The following is a 19133-nucleotide window of genomic DNA, read 5'->3' on the forward strand; positions in this document are numbered from 1 at the left end:
GCCATGCGCGACGCCCTGACCTTGCCCCCATCCGAGCGGACGGCCACATGACCATCGACATCAGCCAGTTCTACCAGGTCTTTTTCGACGAAGCAGAAGAACTGCTCGCCGAAATGGAACGCCTGCTGCTGGGCGTCGATGTCGCCGCGCCGGATGTGGAAGACCTGAATGCGATCTTCCGTACCGCCCACTCGGTCAAGGGCGGTGCATCGACTTTCGGGCTGACCGACATGTGCGACGTGACCCACGTGCTGGAGTCGCTGCTGGACCGCATCCGCAAAGGCGAGATGGCGCTGACCGCTAACCACGTGGACGCCTTCCTGGCGGCCAAGGACGGGCTCAAGATGCAGCTCGACGGCCATCGCCATGGCGCGGCGGTCGACAACGAAGCCATCGCCAACGTGCGCATGGCCCTGCACGACCTGGCCGAGGGCCTGGTGCCGGCCGCGCCGGTGGTGGCGCCGTCCTACCTGACTGCCCCGCCACGCCTTGAACACTCGACGGAAGGGGCGCACCGCTACAAGATCGAGTTGCCGCAGGTCGCGCAGCGCGACATCAATGCCCTGGTCGACGAGCTTGGCCTGATGGGCCGCGTCTCGGTGGCGCCGCTCGACGGCGGCCGCACGGCGCTGATCATCACCACCCACGAAAGCCTGGACGACATCATCGCGATCTGCTCCTTCGTGCTGGATCCGGACGATTTGAAAATCTTCGAGGCGCCGGCGCTGACGCTTGAACAGCGCGCGCTCGAGGCGGCCGAGCGCAAGCGCGTCGAGGATGCGCAAGGGTATGGTTTCTTCGGGCCTGACGACGACGTCCAGCCGTCAAGCGCCGGCTTGTCGGAAGACGACCTCGGTTACGGTTTCTTCCAGCCGATCGAACAGATCCGCGCCGCCGCCGGCATCGTCGCCAGCGTTCCGGAGCCCGCGGCCGCGACCATGTCGGCGCAGGCACAAAACATGGTCGAGCACCTGGCCGAACTCAGCGCCGAGAAAAAGGCCGCCAGGAAGGACGCCCAGTCCGAATCGTCCTCGATCCGGGTCTCGGTCGAGAAGGTCGACCAGCTGATCAACCTGATCGGCGAACTGGTGATCACCAACGCCATGCTTGAGCAGCGCAGCACCGTGCTCGACCCGATTCTGCACGAGCGCCTATTGTCGTCGGTGAGCCAGTTGGACCGCAACACGCGCGAGCTGCAAGAAGCCGTGATGTCGATCCGCATGATGCCGATGGACTTCGTGTTCTCGCGCTTCCCGCGCATGGTGCGCGACCTGGCCGGCAAACTGGGCAAGAAGGTCGACTTCATCACCCACGGCGCCGCCACCGAACTGGACAAGGGCCTGATCGAGCGCATCGTCGATCCGCTGACCCACCTGGTGCGCAACTCGATCGACCATGGCGTCGAGATGCCGGCCGCGCGTGTCGCGGCGGGCAAGTCGGAAGCAGGGCGCCTGTTCCTGTCGGCCGGCCACCAGGGCGGCCACATCGTGATCGAGGTGGCCGACGACGGCGGCGGCCTGAATCGCGAGAAGATCCTGGCCAAGGCGGCCGCGAACGGCCTTGCGGTGTCGAGCAATATGACGGATCCGGAAGTCTGGCAGCTGATCTTCGCGCCGGGCTTCTCGACCGCCGAAGTGGTCACCGACGTCTCGGGCCGCGGGGTCGGCATGGACGTCGTCAAGCGTAACATCACCGCCATGGGCGGCACGGTCGACATCCGTTCGGCGGCCGGCTTCGGCACCACGATCTCGATCTCGCTGCCCCTGACGCTGGCGATCCTGGACGGCATGTCGATCAGGAGCGGTGACGAGATCTATATCCTGCCGCTGTCGTTCGTGGTCGAGTCGCTGCAGCCGGCGCGCGAGGACGTACGCGACATCGCCGGACGCGGGCGCGTGCTCAAGGTGCGCGGCGAATACCTGCCCCTGATCCCGCTCCACCAGATGTTCGACATCGCGCCGCGCCACCGCGAGCCGAGCGACGGCATCGTCGTCATCCTCGAGACCGAGGGCAAGAAGGCGGCGCTGTTCGTGGACGAGCTGGTGGGCCAGCAGCAGGTGGTGGTCAAGAACCTCGAAGCGAATTACCGCAAAGTCGCCGGGATCTCAGGCGCAACCATCATGGGCGACGGCGGCGTCGCCCTGATCCTCGACGTGGCGGCGCTGGTGCGCTCGTCGCGCCAGCTGGCCGACGATCCCGTCTCCCCATTCATTTCTACACCATAAAAAGGAAATCCCATGTCCAACCTGGCAAACACCACCTCGGTCGACGGGACCGCGAACGACGGCGCCGGCAACGAATTCCTGGCCTTCACCCTGGGCTCGGAAGAATACGGCATCGATATCCTGAAAGTACAGGAAATCCGCGGCTACGAAGCCGTGACCCGCATCGCCAACGCGCCTGAATTCATCAAGGGCGTGATCAACCTGCGCGGCATCATCATCCCGGTGGTCGACATGCGCATCAAGTTCAACCTGGGCACCCCGGTGTACGACCAGTTCACCGTCGTGATCATCCTGAACATTGGCGGGCGCATCATGGGCATGGTGGTCGACAGCGTGTCCGACGTCACCACCCTGACCCCGGACCAGATCAAGCCGGCGCCGGAGATGGGCACCGCGTTCAACTCGGACTACATGATCGGCCTGGGCACCGTCGACGAGCGCATGCTGATCCTGGTCGACATCGACAAGCTGATGTCCTCCAGCGAGATGGGCCTGATCGACAAGATGGCCGCCTGATCGCACAGCGGCACGCAACCATATCGGAGCGCGTCAATCGTGGTGTGCTCCAACCAGCATTCAGAAGGCAGCAAAACGTGCCGCAGCAAAAAACAGAGACGGTCAAGGAATTCGACTTCACGCGCCGTGATTTCGAGCGGGTGCGCGCGCTGATCCACCAGCGCGCCGGCATTTCGCTGGCCGACAGCAAGCATGAGATGGTCTACAGCCGCCTGGCGCGGCGCCTGCGCGCGACCGGCATCCAGTCGTTCACCAACTACCTGGACGACCTGGAGGCGGGCCGCATGGACCGCGAGTGGGAGTCGTTCACCAATGCGCTGACAACCAACCTGACCTCGTTCTTCCGCGAGGCGCATCACTTTCCGCTGCTGCTCGATCACCTGGTTGCGCTGCGCAAGAAGGATACGCGTCCGCTCACGATCTGGTGCTCGGCCGCATCGACCGGCGAAGAGCCGTACTCGATCGCGATGACGGCCTGCGAAGCCTTTAACACCTTGTCGCCGCCGGTGCAGATCATCGCCACCGACATCGACACCAATGTGCTGTCGACGGCGTCCAACGGCGTGTACCCGATGGAGCGGGTCGAGAAGATGAGCCCCGAGCGCCTGCGCCGCTTCTTCCTGAAAGGGAAGGGGGCCCACGAGGGCATGGCGCGCATTCGTCCCGAGCTGCGGTCCCTGGTCACGTTCAAGCAACTGAACCTGCTGGCCGACCGCTGGCCGCTGGAAGGGCAGTTCGACGCGATCTTTTGCCGCAACGTGATGATCTATTTCGACAAGCCGACCCAGCGCACCATCCTCGGTCGCTTCGTGCCGCTGATGAAGCCGCATGCGCTGCTGTTCGCCGGCCATTCGGAGAACTTCCTGTACGTGTCGGACGTGCTGCGCCTGCGCGGCAAGACGGTGTATGAACTCGACGGGCGCAGCGCCTGAACCTTGACACGACCATGAACAGCCAGTTCGCCACCAATCTCTATCACGACCGCACCTTCAACGTCGACGCGGCCAAGATCCTGCCGGGCGAGTATTTTTATACCGGCAAGGACATGCTGATCGCGACCGTGCTCGGCTCCTGCGTGTCGGCCTGCATCCGCGACCGCCTGACCGGCCTGGGCGGCATGAACCACTTCATGCTGCCCGACGGCGGCGCCGACGCGGGCAACAGTCCGGTATCGGCCTCGATGCGCTACGGTTCGTTTGCGATGGAGATCCTGATCAATGACCTGCTCAAGGCCGGCGCGCGCCGTGAACACCTCGAAGCGAAGGTCTTTGGCGGCGGCGCCGTGCTGCGAGGCTTTACCGCGATGAACGTCGGTGAGCGCAATGCCGCTTTCGTGATGCAGTTCCTCAAGACCGAACGCATCCCGGTCATGGCCGAAGACCTGAACGACATCTACCCGCGCAAGGTGGTCTTCTTCCCGCGCACGGGCAAGGTGCTGGTCAAGAAACTGATGCAAACCCAGAACGATACGCTGGCCAAGCGCGAACTCGATTACGCCAAGCGACTCAAGGTCGAACCCGTCGGCGGCGCGATCGACCTGTTCTGATTCCTTGCCAGCTGAAAGGAACACTTATGAAGACCAAGGTGCTGATCGTCGACGATTCCGCGTTGATTCGCAGCGTGATGAGCGAGATCGTCAATTCCCAGCCCGACCTCGAAGTGGTCGCCACCGCGCCCGATCCGCTGGTCGCGCGCGAACTGATTAAAAAGCATAATCCCGACGTGTTGACCCTGGATGTCGAGATGCCCAAGATGGACGGCCTCGACTTCCTGGAAAAGCTGATGCGCCTGCGCCCCATGCCGGTGCTGATGGTGTCGTCGCTGACCGAGCGCGGCTCGGAGATCACGATGCGCGCACTGGAGCTGGGTGCGATCGACTTCGTGACCAAGCCCAAGATCTCGATCCAGAGCGGCATGCGCGAATATGCCGACATGATCGCCGACAAGATCCGCGCCGCCGCCCGCGCCCGCATCGCGCCGCGTTCGCGCGCGCCGCAGGCGGCCAGCGCGCCGCTGTCGGCCTTGAGGAGCCCTCTGATTTCTTCCGAAAAACTGATCATCATCGGGGCCTCGACCGGCGGCACCGAAGCGATCCGCGAATTCCTGATGCAGATGCCGTCCGATTGCCCGGGCATCCTGATTGCCCAGCACATGCCGGAGGGTTTCACCAGCTCGTTCGCCAAGCGCCTCGATTCGCTGTGCAGGATCAGCGTGATCGAGTCCGCCGGCAACGAACGGGTGCTGCCCGGCCACGCGTATATCGCGCCGGGCCACTCGCATCTGCTGTTGACGCGTTCCGGCGCCAACTACATGACCCGCATCGAACAAAGCCCGCCGGTCAACCGTCATCGTCCTTCGGTCGATGTGCTGTTCCGTTCCGCTGCGCAGGCGGCCGGTAAAAACGCCGTTGGTGTTATCCTGACCGGCATGGGCAAGGACGGTGCGGCGGGCATGCTCGAGATGCGCCAGGCAGGCGCCCACAACTTCGCCCAGGACGAGGCCAGTTGCGTCGTGTTTGGCATGCCGCGCGAGGCGATCGCGCTGGGCGCCGCCCACGATGTCGGCCCCTTGCACGCCTTGCCGCGCATGGTGCTCGAGCATCTTGCGGCGCAAGGCAACCGGGCGTTGCGTGTTTGATCCGAATGAGGGTCCGTGCAATGCTTTGCGGGCTATTTTATCGCCGTAGAGCAACAAAAATGCTATTCTTGAGCCTGTAATCGAGCCAGTAGTTGCGTCAATCTGCAGCTCACCCAACAAACCACAGTAAAAGATTCAAACGGAGTTATTCATGGCTGATCCAAAGATGCGTTTCCTGGTTGTTGACGATTTCTCGACGATGCGCCGCATCGTCCGGAATCTGTTGAAAGAACTGGGTTATGCCAACGTCGACGAGGCAGAAGACGGCGTGATGGCGCTGGCCAAGCTGCGCAGCGAATCGTTCGACTTCGTGGTGTCGGACTGGAACATGCCGAATATGGACGGCCTGACCATGCTGCAAAACATCCGCGCCGATCCCGCACTGGCCAAGCTGCCGGTACTGATGGTGACCGCAGAAGCGAAGAAAGAAAACATCATCGCCGCCGCCCAGGCCGGCGCCAGCGGCTACGTGGTCAAACCATTCACGGCTGCAACCCTCGACGAGAAGCTGAACAAGATCTTCGAGAAAATGGACAAAGCCGGAGCCTGATATGGGTGACATGAGCTCGGCGCATGACGCTGGCGGGGCCTCGCATGAAGAGGTACTGAGCCGGATCGGCCACATGACGCGTGCGCTGCACGAAAGCCTGCGCGGACTGGGACTCGACAAGCTGATCGAAAAAGCGGCCAGCGACATCCCCGATGCGCGCGACCGCCTCGACTACGTGGCGCGCCTGTCGGAACAGGCCGCCAAGAAGGTGCTGGATGCAACCGATGCCGCCAGCCCCCTGCAGGACGGCATCGAGGCGAGTTCGGCCGAGCTTGCCACCGCTTGGCAGGCGCTGCTGGACAAGGGCGCCAGCGAAGCCGAATGGCGCGAGATGGCCCAGCGCACGATCGCCGGCCTCGGCGAAGCCTCTACTTCCGCCGTGGCCACCCGCGCCGAGCTGATGAACATCATGATGGCCCAGGATTTCCAGGACCTGACCGGCCAGGTGATTGGCCGCATCACCGGCATCGCCCAGAACCTCGAGAAGCAGCTGGTGCAGGTGCTGATCGATTTCGCGCCGAGCGAAATCAAGCGCGAACTGGACAACGGTCTGTTGAACGGCCCGCAGATCAAGCCGGCCGGCACCGAAGTCGTGGCCAACCAGGGCCAGGTCGACGACCTGCTCGACAGTCTCGGATTCTAGGCCAGCGCTCATTCACGGCGCCCCCATGCATCGCACCAATTTCATCGTCCGCGAGCCGCTGCTCGATCCCCGGCAGCGCGTGCTCGGCTATGAGCTGTCGTGGCAACAGCACGACGGCCGTATTCCCACCGACCAGGACCTGGAGGGGCTGGTCGGTTTCGTGGCCCAGCACGTCAACCATGAAGAACATGGCTGGCTGCTGCGCGACAAGATCCTGTTCCTGGACGCCGTTCCAGGCATGCTGTCGCTCGACGCCCTGCACGCGCTGCCACCTGAACGCACCGTCCTCACCTTCGATATCCGCCAGCTGATCGACCTCGACGTGCGCTCCGCCGTCCAGGCCGTGCGCGCCGGCGGCGTTGGCGTGGCGATCCGCGGCTGCGACATCAACCTGCTGGGGCGTAACCTGTCGCCTTACGCTTCCTATCTCGAGGTGCGCTTTACCGGCGCCAACGTGGCCGACCAGGCCCGCACCTACGCCGCCGCCAAGCATTCGGCGCTGCGCATGGTGGGACGGCCGGTGGGCAGTTGGGCCGACTTCGATGCCTGCGCCGCGCTCGGGCTCGACGCATTCGTGGGCAAGCTGCACCTGACGCCGCGGCCGGGCAATCCGGTCAAGGGCATGAATCCGGCCCAGAGTATCATCCTGCAACTGATGCAGCTGGTGCAGGCCAATGAAGACGTGCCCAAGCTCGAGAGCGTCCTGAAACGCGATCCGGCGCTGACTTACAAACTGCTGCGCTATATCAATACCGCCGGCTTCGGGGCGGGCCGCGAGGTCAATTCGCTGCGCCAGGCGATCTCACTGCTGGGGTATGCGCCGCTGTATCGCTGGCTGGTGCTGCTCCTGGCCACGGCCAGTTCCAGTGGTTACTCGCCGGTGCTGATGGAGACGGCGGTCGTCCGCGGTCGCCTCGCTGAGTTGCTGGGACAAAAATTCCTGGGCAAGGGAGAGGCCGAGAACCTGTTCGTGGCGGGGATGTTCTCGCTGCTTGACCGGCTGCTGGGGCTGCCGATGGATGAGGTACTCGAGACCATCCAGTTGCCGGACGGGGTCGTGCAGGCCTTGCGGCGGCGCGAAGGGCGGTATGGTCCGTATCTGGCGCTGGCCGAGGCGTGCGAACTCAATTCGACGCTGGTGGCGTCGCTCGCCGATACGCTCGAGATCAGTCCTTCGGAAGTCAATCAGGCGCACCTGTCGGCGCTGGCCTGGGCCCAGAGCGTGGCGGTCGAGGCCTAGTTTCATACGTCCGGACATCGACGGTCCTGGCATGTCTGCAGCAGTGCTCGACATCGACATCGACATCGACATCGGCAAGGCGGCGAGCGATGCCTTTTACCAGGCCGAGCTGCAGGAAACGCATGCCCGACGCGGCGTGACCAGCTTGCATACGCAGGGTGGGCGGCGCAGCCGCCGACCCGTTGGTCTTAGGTCGGACTGGCCGGTCGCGACAAACCGCTCCAGCGTCTGCTGCAACCGGATCGAAACATTCACGAGGCCGCACCCGATCTGCCGGCCGAGGGGGAAAGTCCGGAAAGGCCGCTCAGCCGCACCGCGAGATCGGCCACCAGCACCGGTCCTGGTTCCAGCCGTACGCCAGCCAGCTTCTCGTCAACGTGCAGCCCGACGCACTGTTCCGGCGCAGCGCGCATGCCGACGCCCTGCGAGAAAATCGTACAAAGGAAGTTCGTACTGCTTGCCGGGCAAGCCGGAGCTGGTCCTATGGTTGGCCCCGACCGGCGTGTCGACCCGGCGTGTCGACCGGCGTGTCGATACCACGCAGTGCGCGGAAAAGGGCGCCGGCACCGGTGCGGCCGGCCACGCACGCCAGCCTTGAACGCTCTCCGATATCAGCTGTGCAGCTTTGGCGTCGATCAGATTTCCAGGTTGTCGATCAGGCGAGTATTGCCCAGTTTGGCGGCGGCGAGCACGACCAGCGGTTCGCCACGCTCGACATCGGCCGCAGCAGGTGCTTGCAGGTCGATGCGCTTGCGCACCGAGATATAGTCGGGTTTCCAGCCGCGCTGTGCCAGCGCCGCCATGGCGCGCGCCTCGACGTCGCCGATATCATGCTCGCCGCCGCGGATGCTGTTGGCTACCACGTTCAGGTTCTGGTACAGCGCAGGCGCCTCGGCGCGTTCGCCGCTCGACAGGTAGCCATTGCGCGAGGACAGGGCCAGGCCGTCTTCGGCGCGGAAAGTCTCGGCGCCGATGATTTCGGTCGGCATCGCGAACTGGCGCGCCATATTGCGCACGATCATGAGTTGCTGGTAATCCTTCTTGCCGAACACGGCCACCCGCGGCTGCACGCAGGAGAACAGCTTGGTCACCACGGTGCATACGCCGCCGAAGAAACCGGGACGGAATTCGCCTTCCAGCGTATTGCCCAGGCCGTCGGGTGGGGAGACGCGGTACTCTTGCGGCTCCGGGTACAGGTCTTTTTCGGTCGGTGCGAACAGGACATACACGCCTTCTTTTTCCAGCTTGGCCACGTCTTCCTGGAAAGTGCGCGGATATTTGTCGAAATCCTCGTTCGGGCCGAACTGCAGGCGGTTGACGAAGATCGAGGCGACTACCGGATCGCCATGGCGGCGCGCGAGGCGCATCAGCGACAGGTGGCCCTCGTGCAGGTTGCCCATCGTCGGCACGAAGGCGGTGCGCAACTGGCCGCGCAACTGGTCGCGCAATTCGTCAATGGAAGAAATGATTTTCATGGGTGAGCGGGTGAGAATAAACCGGCTTTACGCCGGTGAATAGGCCAGGCGCACGTAGATCGGCGCAAAAGGCTCGGCCTGTGTAATTTCAATCAATGTTTCTTTTGCCAATTCGAGCATGGCGACAAAGTGTACTACCACGATCGGAACGGTGTGCTGGCCGGCGAACAGGTCGCCGAATTCGACGAAGCGCTGCGATTGCAGCGTGCGCAGGATGGCCGACATGTGCTCGCGCACCGACAGTTCCTGGCGGCCGATGCGGTGGTGCTGGGTCAGCTTGGCCCGGCGCAGGACGTCAAGCCAGGCGCGCTGCAAGTCCCAGGGATCGACATCCGGCAGGGAAGGGGCCAGGCCCTGTTCCACGAACAACTGGGGCCGGACGAAATCGCGGCCTTCTTGCGGCACATTACCCAGCGCCACGGCAGCGCTCTTGATCTGCTCGTAGTCCAGCAGGCGGCGTACCAGCTCCGCGCGCGGGTCGCCGGCATCCTCGACCAGGTCGTCCTGGCGCTTGGGCAACAGCATGCGGGATTTGATCTCGATCAGCATCGCGGCCATCAACAGGTATTCCGCCGCCAACTCGAGGTTGCTCTTGCGGATTTGTTCGACGTACACGAGATATTGCAGGGTCACCTGCGCCATCGGAATATCGAGGATGTTGAAGTTCTGCCTGCGGATCAGGTACAGCAGCAGGTCGAGCGGACCTTCGAAGGCGTCAAGGAAGATCTCGAGCGCGTCTGGCGGGATGTACAGGTCGTTCGGCAGGCGCGTCAGCGGCTCGCCATACAGGCGCGCGAGCGCGGCGTCTTGCGGCAGGGATGGCGGCGCGGCATGCTCGGTGTCCACGGCGGCATCGAGGGGCAAATCATGCCCCTCGGCTTGGGGCGTCATGCGCGCGCTCCCGTCCTCAGACCTTGTTCTGGTATGGGTAGGCTTGCTGGCGCAGGCGCGATTCCTCGACGCGGGCCTGCTCGTCGAGCGAGACCGGCTCTTTGTCCCACAGCAGGGCGCGGCCGGCGACCTGGCCTGCGTCGAGGTGCGGGTTCTGCTTCTTCAGTTCCGAGATGAACTTGGTGTGCTCGGATTCGTACATCACGTGTTTTTTCGAGAAGATCATGATTCGCTTTAAATAAATGCGGCTGGGTGCCGGCGACGGGGCAGATTCTTGTGCCACGCGCCGCCGGCGTCAAGTCTTACTTGTGCAACGCGTTCAGCTGACGGGCGATGATGTCGTGGTTGAGCCACAGCACCGGCGCGATTTTTTCCGACGCGCCATGGAACATCAGCGGACCGGCGCTTTCCAGCACCAGGCTCGACAGGTGGTCGGTAATCAGCGCCTTCTTGTCCTTGTGCAGGGCGGTAATGGCTTCCGAGGTGCCGATCATGACTTCCGCCAGCTCTGGAGTGTTGTCCATCGGCCAAGCCTCGAAGTTGCGGAAGGTGGCGCTGGTCGCATCGTTATTGTAGCCCTCGATCGTGTCGAGCAGCTGTTGCAGCGACGTGCCTTCGCCCAGCAGCTCTTCGCAGATACGCCACTGTTCATCGGCCCAGGCGCCGCCGCCTTCGCGCTTGAGGGCGCGCAGCAGCGGGAACAGCGACAGCTCGACGCCCACGAAAATGTCGGACGAATTGGTGCGGATTTCCGGGCAGTTGAACACCGTCGCGAGCACGCCGCCTTTCCAGGCCGCCTCGGCGATCGATTCCAGGCGCATCTTCGCGTAGCCCTGGGTGTAGTTGGTGTAGGTCTGCCACTGGTACTGGTCCTGGATCAGGATCTCGGTGCCGTGATAACCATAGGCGGTGTAGCGCACTTCGCCGCCGGCCCGGGTCACGCGTTCGCGGATCGGGCCCGACGCATCGATCAGGTACTTGAGCGTGTTGGCCGAGACTTCGTCGAAGTTCATCAGGATCAATTTGCCCAGGTCGCTGTCGAGCAGGGCGCGCGAGGACATGAAGCGCTCGCCGCGGCCTTTATAGATGCGGTTGGCAATGGCCAGGAAGGCCTTGATCTTGGGGATGCCGCCCGCCATCGTGTGGGCGAAGAAGACGTTGGCGCCTTCCGGCACCAGCTTGTCGATGTCCGCCATCACGGCGGCCGCCGAGGTGGTAAAGCGGCGCACGCCGGCTTCGCGGCAGCGCTCGATGCGTTCCCAGTCCAGCTTTTCTTCCTGCCAGTTCTTCAGGGTGATACCCGACAGCATCTCGGTCGGGTTCTGTTCACCTTCCGGGGCGTCCATGTCGAAGCCGGCCATCAGCGGCACGTTGATGATGCGGCCACCCAGTTTCTCTTCCGCTTCGGCCAGTTCTTCGTCGTTCAGCTGGCGCAGGGCGCCGGTGTCGTCGCGGCGGCCGACGGTGACGCCGACGATGGTCATGCCGGCGGCGCGCGCCTGGTCGATCAGGCCGTTCACATAGCCGCGGCCGAACAGTTCACCGAACAGGACGAAGACGTCGCCCTTACGGAACACATTGGCTTCGGGGATATGGCGGAGAGGATTCAAATCGGTCATATTATTAGCTACCTATCAAAAGAGTTTGTAGCGGCGTTTTGTCATATTTAAAACATGGCATTGTACACACACGCCACAAGCTCGGGAATGCTTCCCGAGTCTTGCATGAGGCCGCTCTAGCGCCGGCCATGCCGACGCCGGAGAGGCCTCATTCCTTCACGATTCAGCGGATGCGCATGCCTGGCGTCGCGCCCGGCATCGGGTCCAGCAGGTACAGGCCCGGGTGGGTCTTCTCGTCGGCTGCCGACGCGCACAGTACCATGCCCTCGGACACCCCGAACTTCATCTTGCGCGGCGCCAGGTTGGCCACCAGCACGGTCAGCTTGCCGATCAGGTCTTCCGGCTGGTACGCCGACTTGATGCCCGAGAATACATTGCGGTGACGGCCTTCGCCCACGTCCAGGGTCAGGCGCAGCAGCTTGCTCGACCCTTCCACGTGTTCGCAATTGACGATCCTGGCCACGCGCAGGTCGATCTTGGTGAAATCGTCGATCGAGATTTCCGGGGCCAGGTCTTCGATATCGCTGTCGCCGGCCGACCCGGTCTTCGGCGTTTGCGCCGTCGCGGCCTTCGGCGCGGGCGCTGCAACTGCAGGGGCAGCGGCCGGGGTGCCGGCCGGCTTGTCGAACAGGTTCTCGACCATCTTGGCATCGACGCGCTGCATCAGGTGGTTGTAGGCGCCGATGGTGCGGCCGAGCATGGTTTCGTAGACGGCGGCGCCATGCGTGTCCACCCAGCTCAATTCGGCATCGCCCAGGAACTCGGTCACGCGTGCGGCCACGTTCGGCAGCACCGGCGCCATCATGATGGTCAGCTGGCGGAACAGGATGAGCGCCGTGGTGCACACATCGTGCAGCTCGGCGGTTTTGCTCTCGTCCTTGGCCAGCAGCCACGGCTTGTGCTCGTCGACGTACTGGTTGATGACGTCGGCGATTTCCATGATCTCGCGCAGGGCGCGGCCGTATTCGCGCGCCTCGAAAGCGGCGGCGATGCTGGTCTGGCGCTCGGCGCCATCGGACATCAAGGCCTTGCAGATCGTGTCGCGCGCGCTCTGCGACAGGCTGTCGGCCAGCTTGCCGTCGAAGCGCTTGGCGATGAAGCCGGCGCAGCGGCTGGCGATATTGACGTATTTGCCGATCAGGTCGCTGTTCACGCGGGCCACGAAGTCGTCGCCGTTGAAGTCCAGGTCCTCGACCTTGGCGTTCAGTTTGAAGGCCAGGTAGTAGCGCAGCCATTCCGGATTCATGCCCAGTTCGAGGTAGCGCAGCGGCGAAATACCGGTACCGCGCGACTTGGACATTTTTTCGTTGTTGACCGTCAGGTGGCCGTGCACCGCGACTTTCAGCTTGTCGATGATCGGGTGGCCCGAGAAGTTCAGCATCGCCGGCCAGAACAGCAGGTGGAAGGATACGATATCCTTGCCGATGAAGTGCAGCTGCTCGGCATTCGGGTCGTTGAGGAAGGCGTCGAAGTCCTGGCCTTGTTTCTCGAAGTAGTTTTTCAGGCTGGCCAGGTAGCCGACCGGCGCGTCCAGCCACACATAGAAGAATTTACCCGGCGCATCCGGAATCGGGATGCCGAAGTAGGGCGCGTCGCGCGAGATGTCCCAGTCGGCCAGTTTTTCGCCTTCTTCGCCCAGCCATTCCGACACCTTGTTGACCATCTCGGGCTGCAGGCGGCCCGGAGTGTTCAGCCATTCCTTCAGGAAGGTGAAGCAGCGTGGGTCGGACAGCTTGAAGAAATACTGCTCGGACGGCTTGAGCACCGGTGTCGAGCCGGTAAACACCGAGAACGGATTGATCAGTTCGGTCGGCTGGTAGGCGGCTCCGCAGACTTCGCAATTGTCGCCATACTGGTCCTTGGCGTGGCAAACCGGGCATTCGCCCTTGATATTGCGGTCGGCCAGGAACATGCCCTTGGCGGTATCGTAGAAGCGGTCGACGGTCTTGGTGACGATCAGGCCGGCATCGCGCAGCTTGCGGTAGATGCCCTGCGACAGCTCGACGTTTTCCGGCGAGTCGGTCGAGTACCAGTTGTCGAAGGCGATATGGAAGCCGTCCAGGTATTGCGGACGGCCGGCGGCGATCTTGGCCACGAATTCCTGCGGCGTGATGCCTTCCTTTTCGGCCGCGATCATGATCGGCGTGCCGTGGGTATCGTCGGCGCAGACGAAATGCACTTCGCGCGCTTGGCCGTTGTCACGCTGCATTCGCTGGAAGCGGACCCAGATGTCGGCCTGGATGTATTCCATCATGTGGCCGATATGGAAGGCAGCATTGGCGTAGGGCAGTGCAGTGGTAACGAACAGCTTGCGGGTCATGGTCTCGAAACGCTCGGGTTATATGAAAAGAAGCATTTTACCAGTGGATGGCCCTAAACGCTCAGGGGGTATAGCCCGACTTTGGGCCCTCCGGACCAGCGCGCGGGCCGTTTTGCGCTACACTTCGCCCCAATATCACCCGGAGAGCACCATGAGCATCACTGAGAACGACGTCAAGACCGCTTTGTCGGAAGTCATCGATCCTAACACCCAAAGAGATTTTGTCACGACCAAGTCGGTCAAGAACATCAAGATCGAAGGCGCGCAAGTGTCCTTCGAACTGGAGCTGGGCTACCCGGCCGCCAGCCAGGTAGAAATGCTGCGCGGCATGGCCGCCGCCGCCGTGCTGGAACTGCCCGGCGTCGAAGGCGTCGCCATCCGCGCCTACAGCAAGATCGTGTCGCACACCGTGCAGCGTGGCATGAAGCTGATGCCGAACGTCAAGAACATCATCGCCGTCGCCTCGGGCAAGGGTGGTGTCGGCAAATCGACCACGGCCGTCAACCTGGCCCTGGCCCTGTCCGCCGAAGGCGCCAGTGTCGGCATCCTGGACGCCGACATCTACGGTCCATCGCAGCCGATGATGCTGGGCGTATCCGGCCGTCCGCTCAGCCATGACAACAAGACCATGGAACCGCTCGAGAACCATGGCATCCAGGTATCGTCGGTCGGCTTCATGATCGACCCCGACGAGCCGATGGTGTGGCGCGGCCCGATGGCCAGCGGCGCCCTGCAGCAGTTGCTCGAGCAAACCAACTGGCGCGACCTGGACTACCTGATCGTCGACATGCCTCCGGGCACCGGCGATATCCAGCTGACCCTGTCGCAAAAAGTACCGGTCACCGGCGCCGTGATCGTCACCACGCCGCAAGACATCGCCCTGCTCGACGCGCGCAAGGGCCTGAAAATGTTCGAGAAGGTCGGCATTCCGATCCTGGGCGTGGTCGAGAACATGAGCACCCACACCTGCACCAACTGCGGCCATACCGAGGCGATCTTCGGCCACGGCGGCGGCGAGAAGATGTGCGCCGACTTCGGCGTCGACTTCCTGGGCGCACTGCCGCTGACCCTGTCGATCCGCGAACAGGCCGACGCCGGCCGTCCGACCGTGGTCGCCGATCCGGAAGGCCAGGTCGCCGCCGTGTACAAGCAGATCGCCCGCAAGGTCGCAGTCAAGATCGCCGAAAAAGCCAAGGACATGAGCAGCAAGTTCCCGAGCATCGTCGTCAAGAACGACTGATTCGGCGGGGCGCCACCCCCCGATCCGCCCGTATCGCGCTTCGCACTGACGCGCGCCAGTACTCGTTGCTGGCGCGCGTCATGCATTTCGTATGCCGGTAATGCCTCGTCGATCAGTAATTTCCTGCCAACAATCTGTTTGAGAATAAAGTCCTTAGGAAATTCCCTACGTACACTTTGCGCTTGAGCGTCCACGGCAAGTGTGCGGCTACGTAGCCGGCAAACCCCTGAGCGACGACAGCACACGGCGGTGGCGCGGGCGCTGCCTGGGCGTCGCCGCCGCAGCGACCGCCCGCGCCGTCCATCGCGCCGCCGGCCGCGCCGTGGGGCTGGTGCGAACACTTGTCATGCCCATGAATGCCATTGTCGATGTGCAGCAGGAGGATCCCCGTGCAAAACGAACCGATTCCTTTCGACCCCGCGCGCGACCCGGCCGCCCGCGGCGTCTCCGGCGCCCTGGACGGTAATGTCGACACGGACGCCCAGCCGCGCGGACCCGACCTGCTGCGCCGCGGCGGCGCGCTCGAAGCCTGGGTGGCGCTGCGCGCGGGCCACGGGGTGTGGCCGTATGGCAGGGTGCTGGATGGCCCGCCCGGACCACTGGCCAGCGTGGCCGCCGACGGCGAGGCGCCGGCGCGCGGCATCAATTTCGCGTCTCATGACTACTTGTCGCTGGCCGCCCACCCGGCGGTGCACGAGGCGGCCCGGCGCGCGTTGCACGGCGCCGGGCCGCACAGCGCCGGTTCGGCCGCCATGCCCGGCAATACACGCTATTCGCAGGCACTCGAAGGCGCGCTCGGCGAGCTGCTCGGCCTGGGCCAGCCGGTCCTGTTCCCTACCGGCCGGGCGGCGGCGTTCGGCGCCATCACGGCCCTGGTGCACTTGCTTGACCACGTCGTGATCGACTCCCTGGCTCACGCCTCGCTGCGCCAGGGCGCCGCCTGTGCCACCCGCAACGTGCTGGTGCACCGCCATCTCGACTGCGACCACGTGCGTGAACTGCTGGCGCGCATCCGCGCGAGCGACGCGGTCAACGCGGTCGTGGTGGTGACCGAGGGCCTGTTCAGCATGGATGCCGGCAGTCCCGACCTGCCGCTGTTGCAGCACCTTTGCCGCGAATACGGCGCGACCCTGCTGGTCGCCGTGGCCCACGACCTGGGCGCGCTGGGGCAGGGCGGGGGTGGCGTCATCGCCAGCCAGCGCATGCAGGGAAAGGTCGACATCGTGATGGGCAGCTTTTCCAGGACTTTCGCCACCAATGGCGGCTTCGTCGCCTGCGCCAGCCAGGCGGCGCGGCGCCAGTTGCAGCTGTACGCCCGGCCGCATAGGTTCTCGAACGCGCTGTCGCCGGTGCAGGCGGCGGTGGCGTCGGAGAGCCTGCGCATCGCGGCGTCCGGCGAGGGCGATGGCTTGCGCGCGGAGCTGCTGCGCAACGCGGTCGAGATGCGCGTGCTGTTGACATGTTCGGGACTGCAGTGCCTGGGCGGGCCATCGCCGATCGTGCCGGTGTGGATCGGCTCCGAAGCCGTGGCGCGGGTGGCCGGCATGCTGCTGGCGCGCGAGTCGGTGTTCGTCGATCCGGCCGAGTTCCCGCGCGCGCCGCTCGGCGCGGCGCGGCTGCGGCTGCAGTTGATGGCCCAGCTGCGCCGCGGCGCCAGCCTGGTCGCCAATGCCTGCGCCGGCGCCAGCGTGGAACGTCCGGCGCTCCCGGCGTGCCAGGCTCGCCATCGTGGCTGAGCGCGAGCCGCCGCAGGCGGCTATTGTGCTCCTCCAGCTGGAGACGGACGCGCGCATGGGGCGACCGGCAGGCGACTGAGCGATGCTGCCGCGTGCAGGGCAACGGGGTAGAATACGCCTTTTACCTGATTGCTTTCCGCCATGACCGTCCGCACCCGATTCGCTCCCAGCCCGACCGGCTACCTCCACCTCGGCGGCGCGCGCACCGCGCTGTATTCCTGGGCCTACGCCCGCCACTTCGGCGGCACCTTCATCCTGCGCATCGAAGACACCGACCTCGAACGCTCGACCCCTGAAGCGGTGCAGGCAATCCTGGACGGCATGAAGTGGCTGGGCCTGGAGCACGACGAAGGCCCGTTCTACCAGATGCACCGCATGGACCGCTACCGCGAAGTGGTCAAGGGCATGCTGGAAGCCGGCACCGCCTACCTGTGCTACTGCTCGCCCGACGAAGTCGAGGCGATGCGCGAGCGCATGCGGGCGGCCGGCGAAAAGCCGCGCTACGACGGTACCTGGCGTCCGGAGCCGGGCAAGACGTTGCCGGCCGTGCCGGAAGGCGTCAAGCCGGTGGTGCGCTTCAAGAATCCGCTCGATGGCGAAGTGACCTGGACCGACGTGGTCAAGGGCCCGATCACGATCGGGAACAAGGAGCTGGACGACCTGGTCATCGCGCGTCCGGACGGCACGCCCACCTATAACTTCTGCGTCGCGGTCGACGACTGGGACATGAAGATCACCCACGTGCTGCGCGGCGACGACCACGTCAACAACACCCCGCGCCAGATCAACATCCTGCGCGCGCTCGGCGCCGAACTGCCGCAATACGGCCACCTTCCGATGATCCTGGGCGCCGACGGCCAGAAGCTGTCCAAGCGCCACGGTGCGGTGAGCGTGATGGAATACCCGGAGCAGGGCTATCTTCCTGAAGCGATGCTGAACTACCTCGCGCGCCTGGGCTGGAGCCACGGCGACGACGAGATCTTCACGATGGCGCAGTTCACCGAGTGGTTCAACCTTGAGCACCTGACCGCGTCGGCGGCCCAGTTCAACCCGGAAAAGCTGGGCTGGCTGAACAACCACTATATCAAGGCGAGCGACAACGAGCGCCTGGCGCAGCTGGCGCTGCCGAAGCTGGAACGCGACGGCGCGCGCTTCGAAGGCGCACCGGCACTGCCGACCGTGCTGGGGCTCATGAAGGAGCGGGTCAGCACGATCAACGAGCTGGCCGATGCGGCCATGCTGTTCTATCGCGATCCGCAGCCAGAGGCGGAGCTGTTGGCCTTGCACCTGACCGAAGCAGTGCGCGGCGCCCTGGCGACTTTCGCCGACCGCTGCGCCACGGTGGAGTGGAACAAGGCGGCGCTGGCCGCCATGATGAAAGAAGTGCTGGCTGCCCACAGCCTCAAGATGCCGCAACTGGCCATGCCGCTGCGCCTGTTGTTGACTGGTCAACTGCAGACGCCCGCGATCGATGCGGTGCTGGAGCTGTTCGGGCGTGATGTCGTGCTGGCGCGGGTGCAGAAGGGCTTGTAATACTGCGTGTTCTGAACGCGCGCACCGCCTGTGGCGCACGCGTTCATTGCATGGGATGGACATGAGCGTCGGAACGGCGGTAGGGAGTAGGGCAGCGGTGGATGTTGGGTCGATAAAGATGGCGCACGTGTCATTCAATCGTGCTCCAGATAGAGCACTGCAAAAACGCCAAATCGGTGTTTGCGAAATGCAAGGGCGTCCTATATAATGCTCGCACTTCAGCGCTGCGGGGGTATAGCTCAGCTGGGAGAGCGCTTGCATGGCATGCAAGAGGTCAGCGGTTCGATCCCGCTTACCTCCACCAACTCTGAAGTGGCAGTAGATAGCAGAGCAGTAAATGTAGTAATCGGTTGTTCCCGGTCCCTATCGTCTAGAGGCCTAGGACATCACCCTTTCACGGTGAGTACCGGGGTTCGAATCCCCGTGGGGACGCCAGGTAACTGGCAAGGATGACCGGACGAAGGCGGCGCAAGCGGCACTAGTCGAAGCAGTAACAGTGTAGTAAAAT

16 protein-coding genes and 2 tRNA genes are annotated in these 19133 nt (G+C 64.0%); 13 read left to right on the forward strand and 5 right to left on the reverse strand.

From position 1 onward, the window contains the following. Positions 1-47 precede the first annotated feature (47 nt). From cheA to AC56KW_RS18525, 8 genes are all read left to right on the forward strand, one after another. On the forward strand, positions 48-2225 hold the full coding sequence (gene cheA / locus AC56KW_RS18490; protein WP_497172142.1) for a chemotaxis protein CheA: 2178 nt from the start codon (positions 48-50) through the stop codon (positions 2223-2225). Between the two features lie 12 nt (positions 2226-2237). Then, the gene (locus tag AC56KW_RS18495; RefSeq protein ID WP_497172143.1) at positions 2238-2741 is read left to right on the forward strand and encodes a chemotaxis protein CheW; all 504 of its coding nucleotides are present in this window, start codon (positions 2238-2240) and stop codon (positions 2739-2741) included. A gap of 77 nt (positions 2742-2818) precedes the next feature. Continuing rightward, complete coding sequence (locus AC56KW_RS18500) at positions 2819-3673, forward strand: CheR family methyltransferase (RefSeq protein ID WP_497172144.1); 855 nt, start codon at positions 2819-2821, stop codon at positions 3671-3673. Positions 3674-3687: 14 nt separating this feature from the next. Then, positions 3688-4287: a chemoreceptor glutamine deamidase CheD gene (cheD, locus tag AC56KW_RS18505; protein WP_497172145.1), complete on the forward strand. Its 600-nt coding sequence runs from the start codon at positions 3688-3690 to the stop codon at positions 4285-4287. 26 nt (positions 4288-4313) lie between these two features. Next, positions 4314-5378 carry a protein-glutamate methylesterase/protein-glutamine glutaminase gene (locus AC56KW_RS18510; protein WP_497172146.1) on the forward strand — a complete coding sequence of 355 codons (1065 nt, stop codon included), beginning with the start codon at positions 4314-4316 and terminating at the stop codon, positions 5376-5378. A 151-nt stretch (positions 5379-5529) separates the two neighbouring features. After that, positions 5530-5928, forward strand: a complete 399-nt coding sequence (cheY, locus tag AC56KW_RS18515) for a chemotaxis response regulator CheY (RefSeq protein WP_497172147.1) — start codon at positions 5530-5532, stop codon at positions 5926-5928. 1 nt (position 5929) lies between these two features. Beyond that, positions 5930-6571: a protein phosphatase CheZ gene (cheZ, locus tag AC56KW_RS18520; RefSeq protein ID WP_497172148.1), complete on the forward strand. Its 642-nt coding sequence runs from the start codon at positions 5930-5932 to the stop codon at positions 6569-6571. Positions 6572-6596: 25 nt separating this feature from the next. After that, positions 6597-7811 carry an EAL and HDOD domain-containing protein gene (locus tag AC56KW_RS18525; RefSeq protein ID WP_497172149.1) on the forward strand — a complete coding sequence of 405 codons (1215 nt, stop codon included), beginning with the start codon at positions 6597-6599 and terminating at the stop codon, positions 7809-7811. 635 nt (positions 7812-8446) lie between these two features. Here AC56KW_RS18525 and panC read toward each other — a convergent pair. The 5 genes from panC to metG all read right to left on the reverse strand — a co-directional run bounded on the left by panC (position 8447) and on the right by metG (position 14116). Further along, entirely contained in the window at positions 8447-9286 is an 840-nt protein-coding gene (gene panC, locus AC56KW_RS18530; protein ID WP_497172150.1) for a pantoate--beta-alanine ligase, read from the reverse strand. Positions 9287-9313: 27 nt separating this feature from the next. Beyond that, a complete protein-coding gene (locus AC56KW_RS18535) occupies positions 9314-10177 on the reverse strand; it encodes a segregation and condensation protein A (RefSeq protein WP_497172151.1) in 864 nt (287 codons plus the stop codon). 16 nt (positions 10178-10193) lie between these two features. Next, complete coding sequence (locus AC56KW_RS18540) at positions 10194-10403, reverse strand: DUF3460 family protein (protein ID WP_497172152.1); 210 nt, start codon at positions 10401-10403, stop codon at positions 10194-10196. A gap of 76 nt (positions 10404-10479) precedes the next feature. Further along, a complete protein-coding gene (locus AC56KW_RS18545) occupies positions 10480-11796 on the reverse strand; it encodes an enoyl ACP reductase FabMG family protein (protein WP_497172153.1) in 1317 nt (438 codons plus the stop codon). A 163-nt stretch (positions 11797-11959) separates the two neighbouring features. Beyond that, positions 11960-14116 carry a methionine--tRNA ligase gene (gene metG, locus AC56KW_RS18550; protein WP_497172154.1) on the reverse strand — a complete coding sequence of 719 codons (2157 nt, stop codon included), beginning with the start codon at positions 14114-14116 and terminating at the stop codon, positions 11960-11962. A gap of 151 nt (positions 14117-14267) precedes the next feature. Here metG and apbC point away from each other — a divergent pair, with 151 nt between their 5' ends. From apbC to AC56KW_RS18575, 5 genes are all read left to right on the forward strand, one after another. Further along, the gene (gene apbC / locus AC56KW_RS18555) at positions 14268-15356 is read left to right on the forward strand and encodes an iron-sulfur cluster carrier protein ApbC (protein WP_497172155.1); all 1089 of its coding nucleotides are present in this window, start codon (positions 14268-14270) and stop codon (positions 15354-15356) included. Between the two features lie 389 nt (positions 15357-15745). Beyond that, positions 15746-17092, forward strand: a complete 1347-nt coding sequence (locus AC56KW_RS18560) for an aminotransferase class I/II-fold pyridoxal phosphate-dependent enzyme (RefSeq protein WP_497172156.1) — start codon at positions 15746-15748, stop codon at positions 17090-17092. A gap of 141 nt (positions 17093-17233) precedes the next feature. After that, positions 17234-18625 (forward strand): glutamate--tRNA ligase, encoded by a 1392-nt coding sequence (gene gltX / locus AC56KW_RS18565; RefSeq protein WP_497172157.1) that lies wholly within the window; start codon positions 17234-17236, stop codon positions 18623-18625. A 228-nt stretch (positions 18626-18853) separates the two neighbouring features. Next, positions 18854-18929: transfer RNA gene (locus AC56KW_RS18570), tRNA-Ala, on the forward strand. Positions 18930-18984: 55 nt separating this feature from the next. Beyond that, positions 18985-19060: transfer RNA gene (locus tag AC56KW_RS18575), tRNA-Glu, on the forward strand. Positions 19061-19133: the final 73 nt, after the last annotated feature.

The organism is Telluria sp. RT2P19 (assembly GCF_059685725.1).

Bases quoted from the DNA above. Each gene is read 5' to 3' on its own strand.
- cheZ (WP_497172148.1), top strand. From the start codon at position 5,930: ATGGGTGACATGAGCTCGGCGCATGACGCTGGCGGGGCCTCGCATGAA.
- AC56KW_RS18510 (WP_497172146.1), top strand. From the start codon at position 4,314: ATGAAGACCAAGGTGCTGATCGTCGACGATTCCGCGTTGATTCGCAGC.
- AC56KW_RS18495 (WP_497172143.1), top strand. From the start codon at position 2,238: ATGTCCAACCTGGCAAACACCACCTCGGTCGACGGGACCGCGAACGAC.
- AC56KW_RS18545 (WP_497172153.1), bottom strand. From the start codon at position 11,796: ATGACCGATTTGAATCCTCTCCGCCATATCCCCGAAGCCAATGTGTTC.
- AC56KW_RS18525 (WP_497172149.1), top strand. From the start codon at position 6,597: ATGCATCGCACCAATTTCATCGTCCGCGAGCCGCTGCTCGATCCCCGG.
- metG (WP_497172154.1), bottom strand. From the start codon at position 14,116: ATGACCCGCAAGCTGTTCGTTACCACTGCACTGCCCTACGCCAATGCT.
- AC56KW_RS18535 (WP_497172151.1), bottom strand. From the start codon at position 10,177: ATGACGCCCCAAGCCGAGGGGCATGATTTGCCCCTCGATGCCGCCGTG.
- apbC (WP_497172155.1), top strand. From the start codon at position 14,268: ATGAGCATCACTGAGAACGACGTCAAGACCGCTTTGTCGGAAGTCATC.
- AC56KW_RS18540 (WP_497172152.1), bottom strand. From the start codon at position 10,403: ATGATCTTCTCGAAAAAACACGTGATGTACGAATCCGAGCACACCAAG.
- panC (WP_497172150.1), bottom strand. From the start codon at position 9,286: ATGAAAATCATTTCTTCCATTGACGAATTGCGCGACCAGTTGCGCGGC.
- cheY (WP_497172147.1), top strand. From the start codon at position 5,530: ATGGCTGATCCAAAGATGCGTTTCCTGGTTGTTGACGATTTCTCGACG.
- cheD (WP_497172145.1), top strand. From the start codon at position 3,688: ATGAACAGCCAGTTCGCCACCAATCTCTATCACGACCGCACCTTCAAC.
- gltX (WP_497172157.1), top strand. From the start codon at position 17,234: ATGACCGTCCGCACCCGATTCGCTCCCAGCCCGACCGGCTACCTCCAC.
- cheA (WP_497172142.1), top strand. From the start codon at position 48: ATGACCATCGACATCAGCCAGTTCTACCAGGTCTTTTTCGACGAAGCA.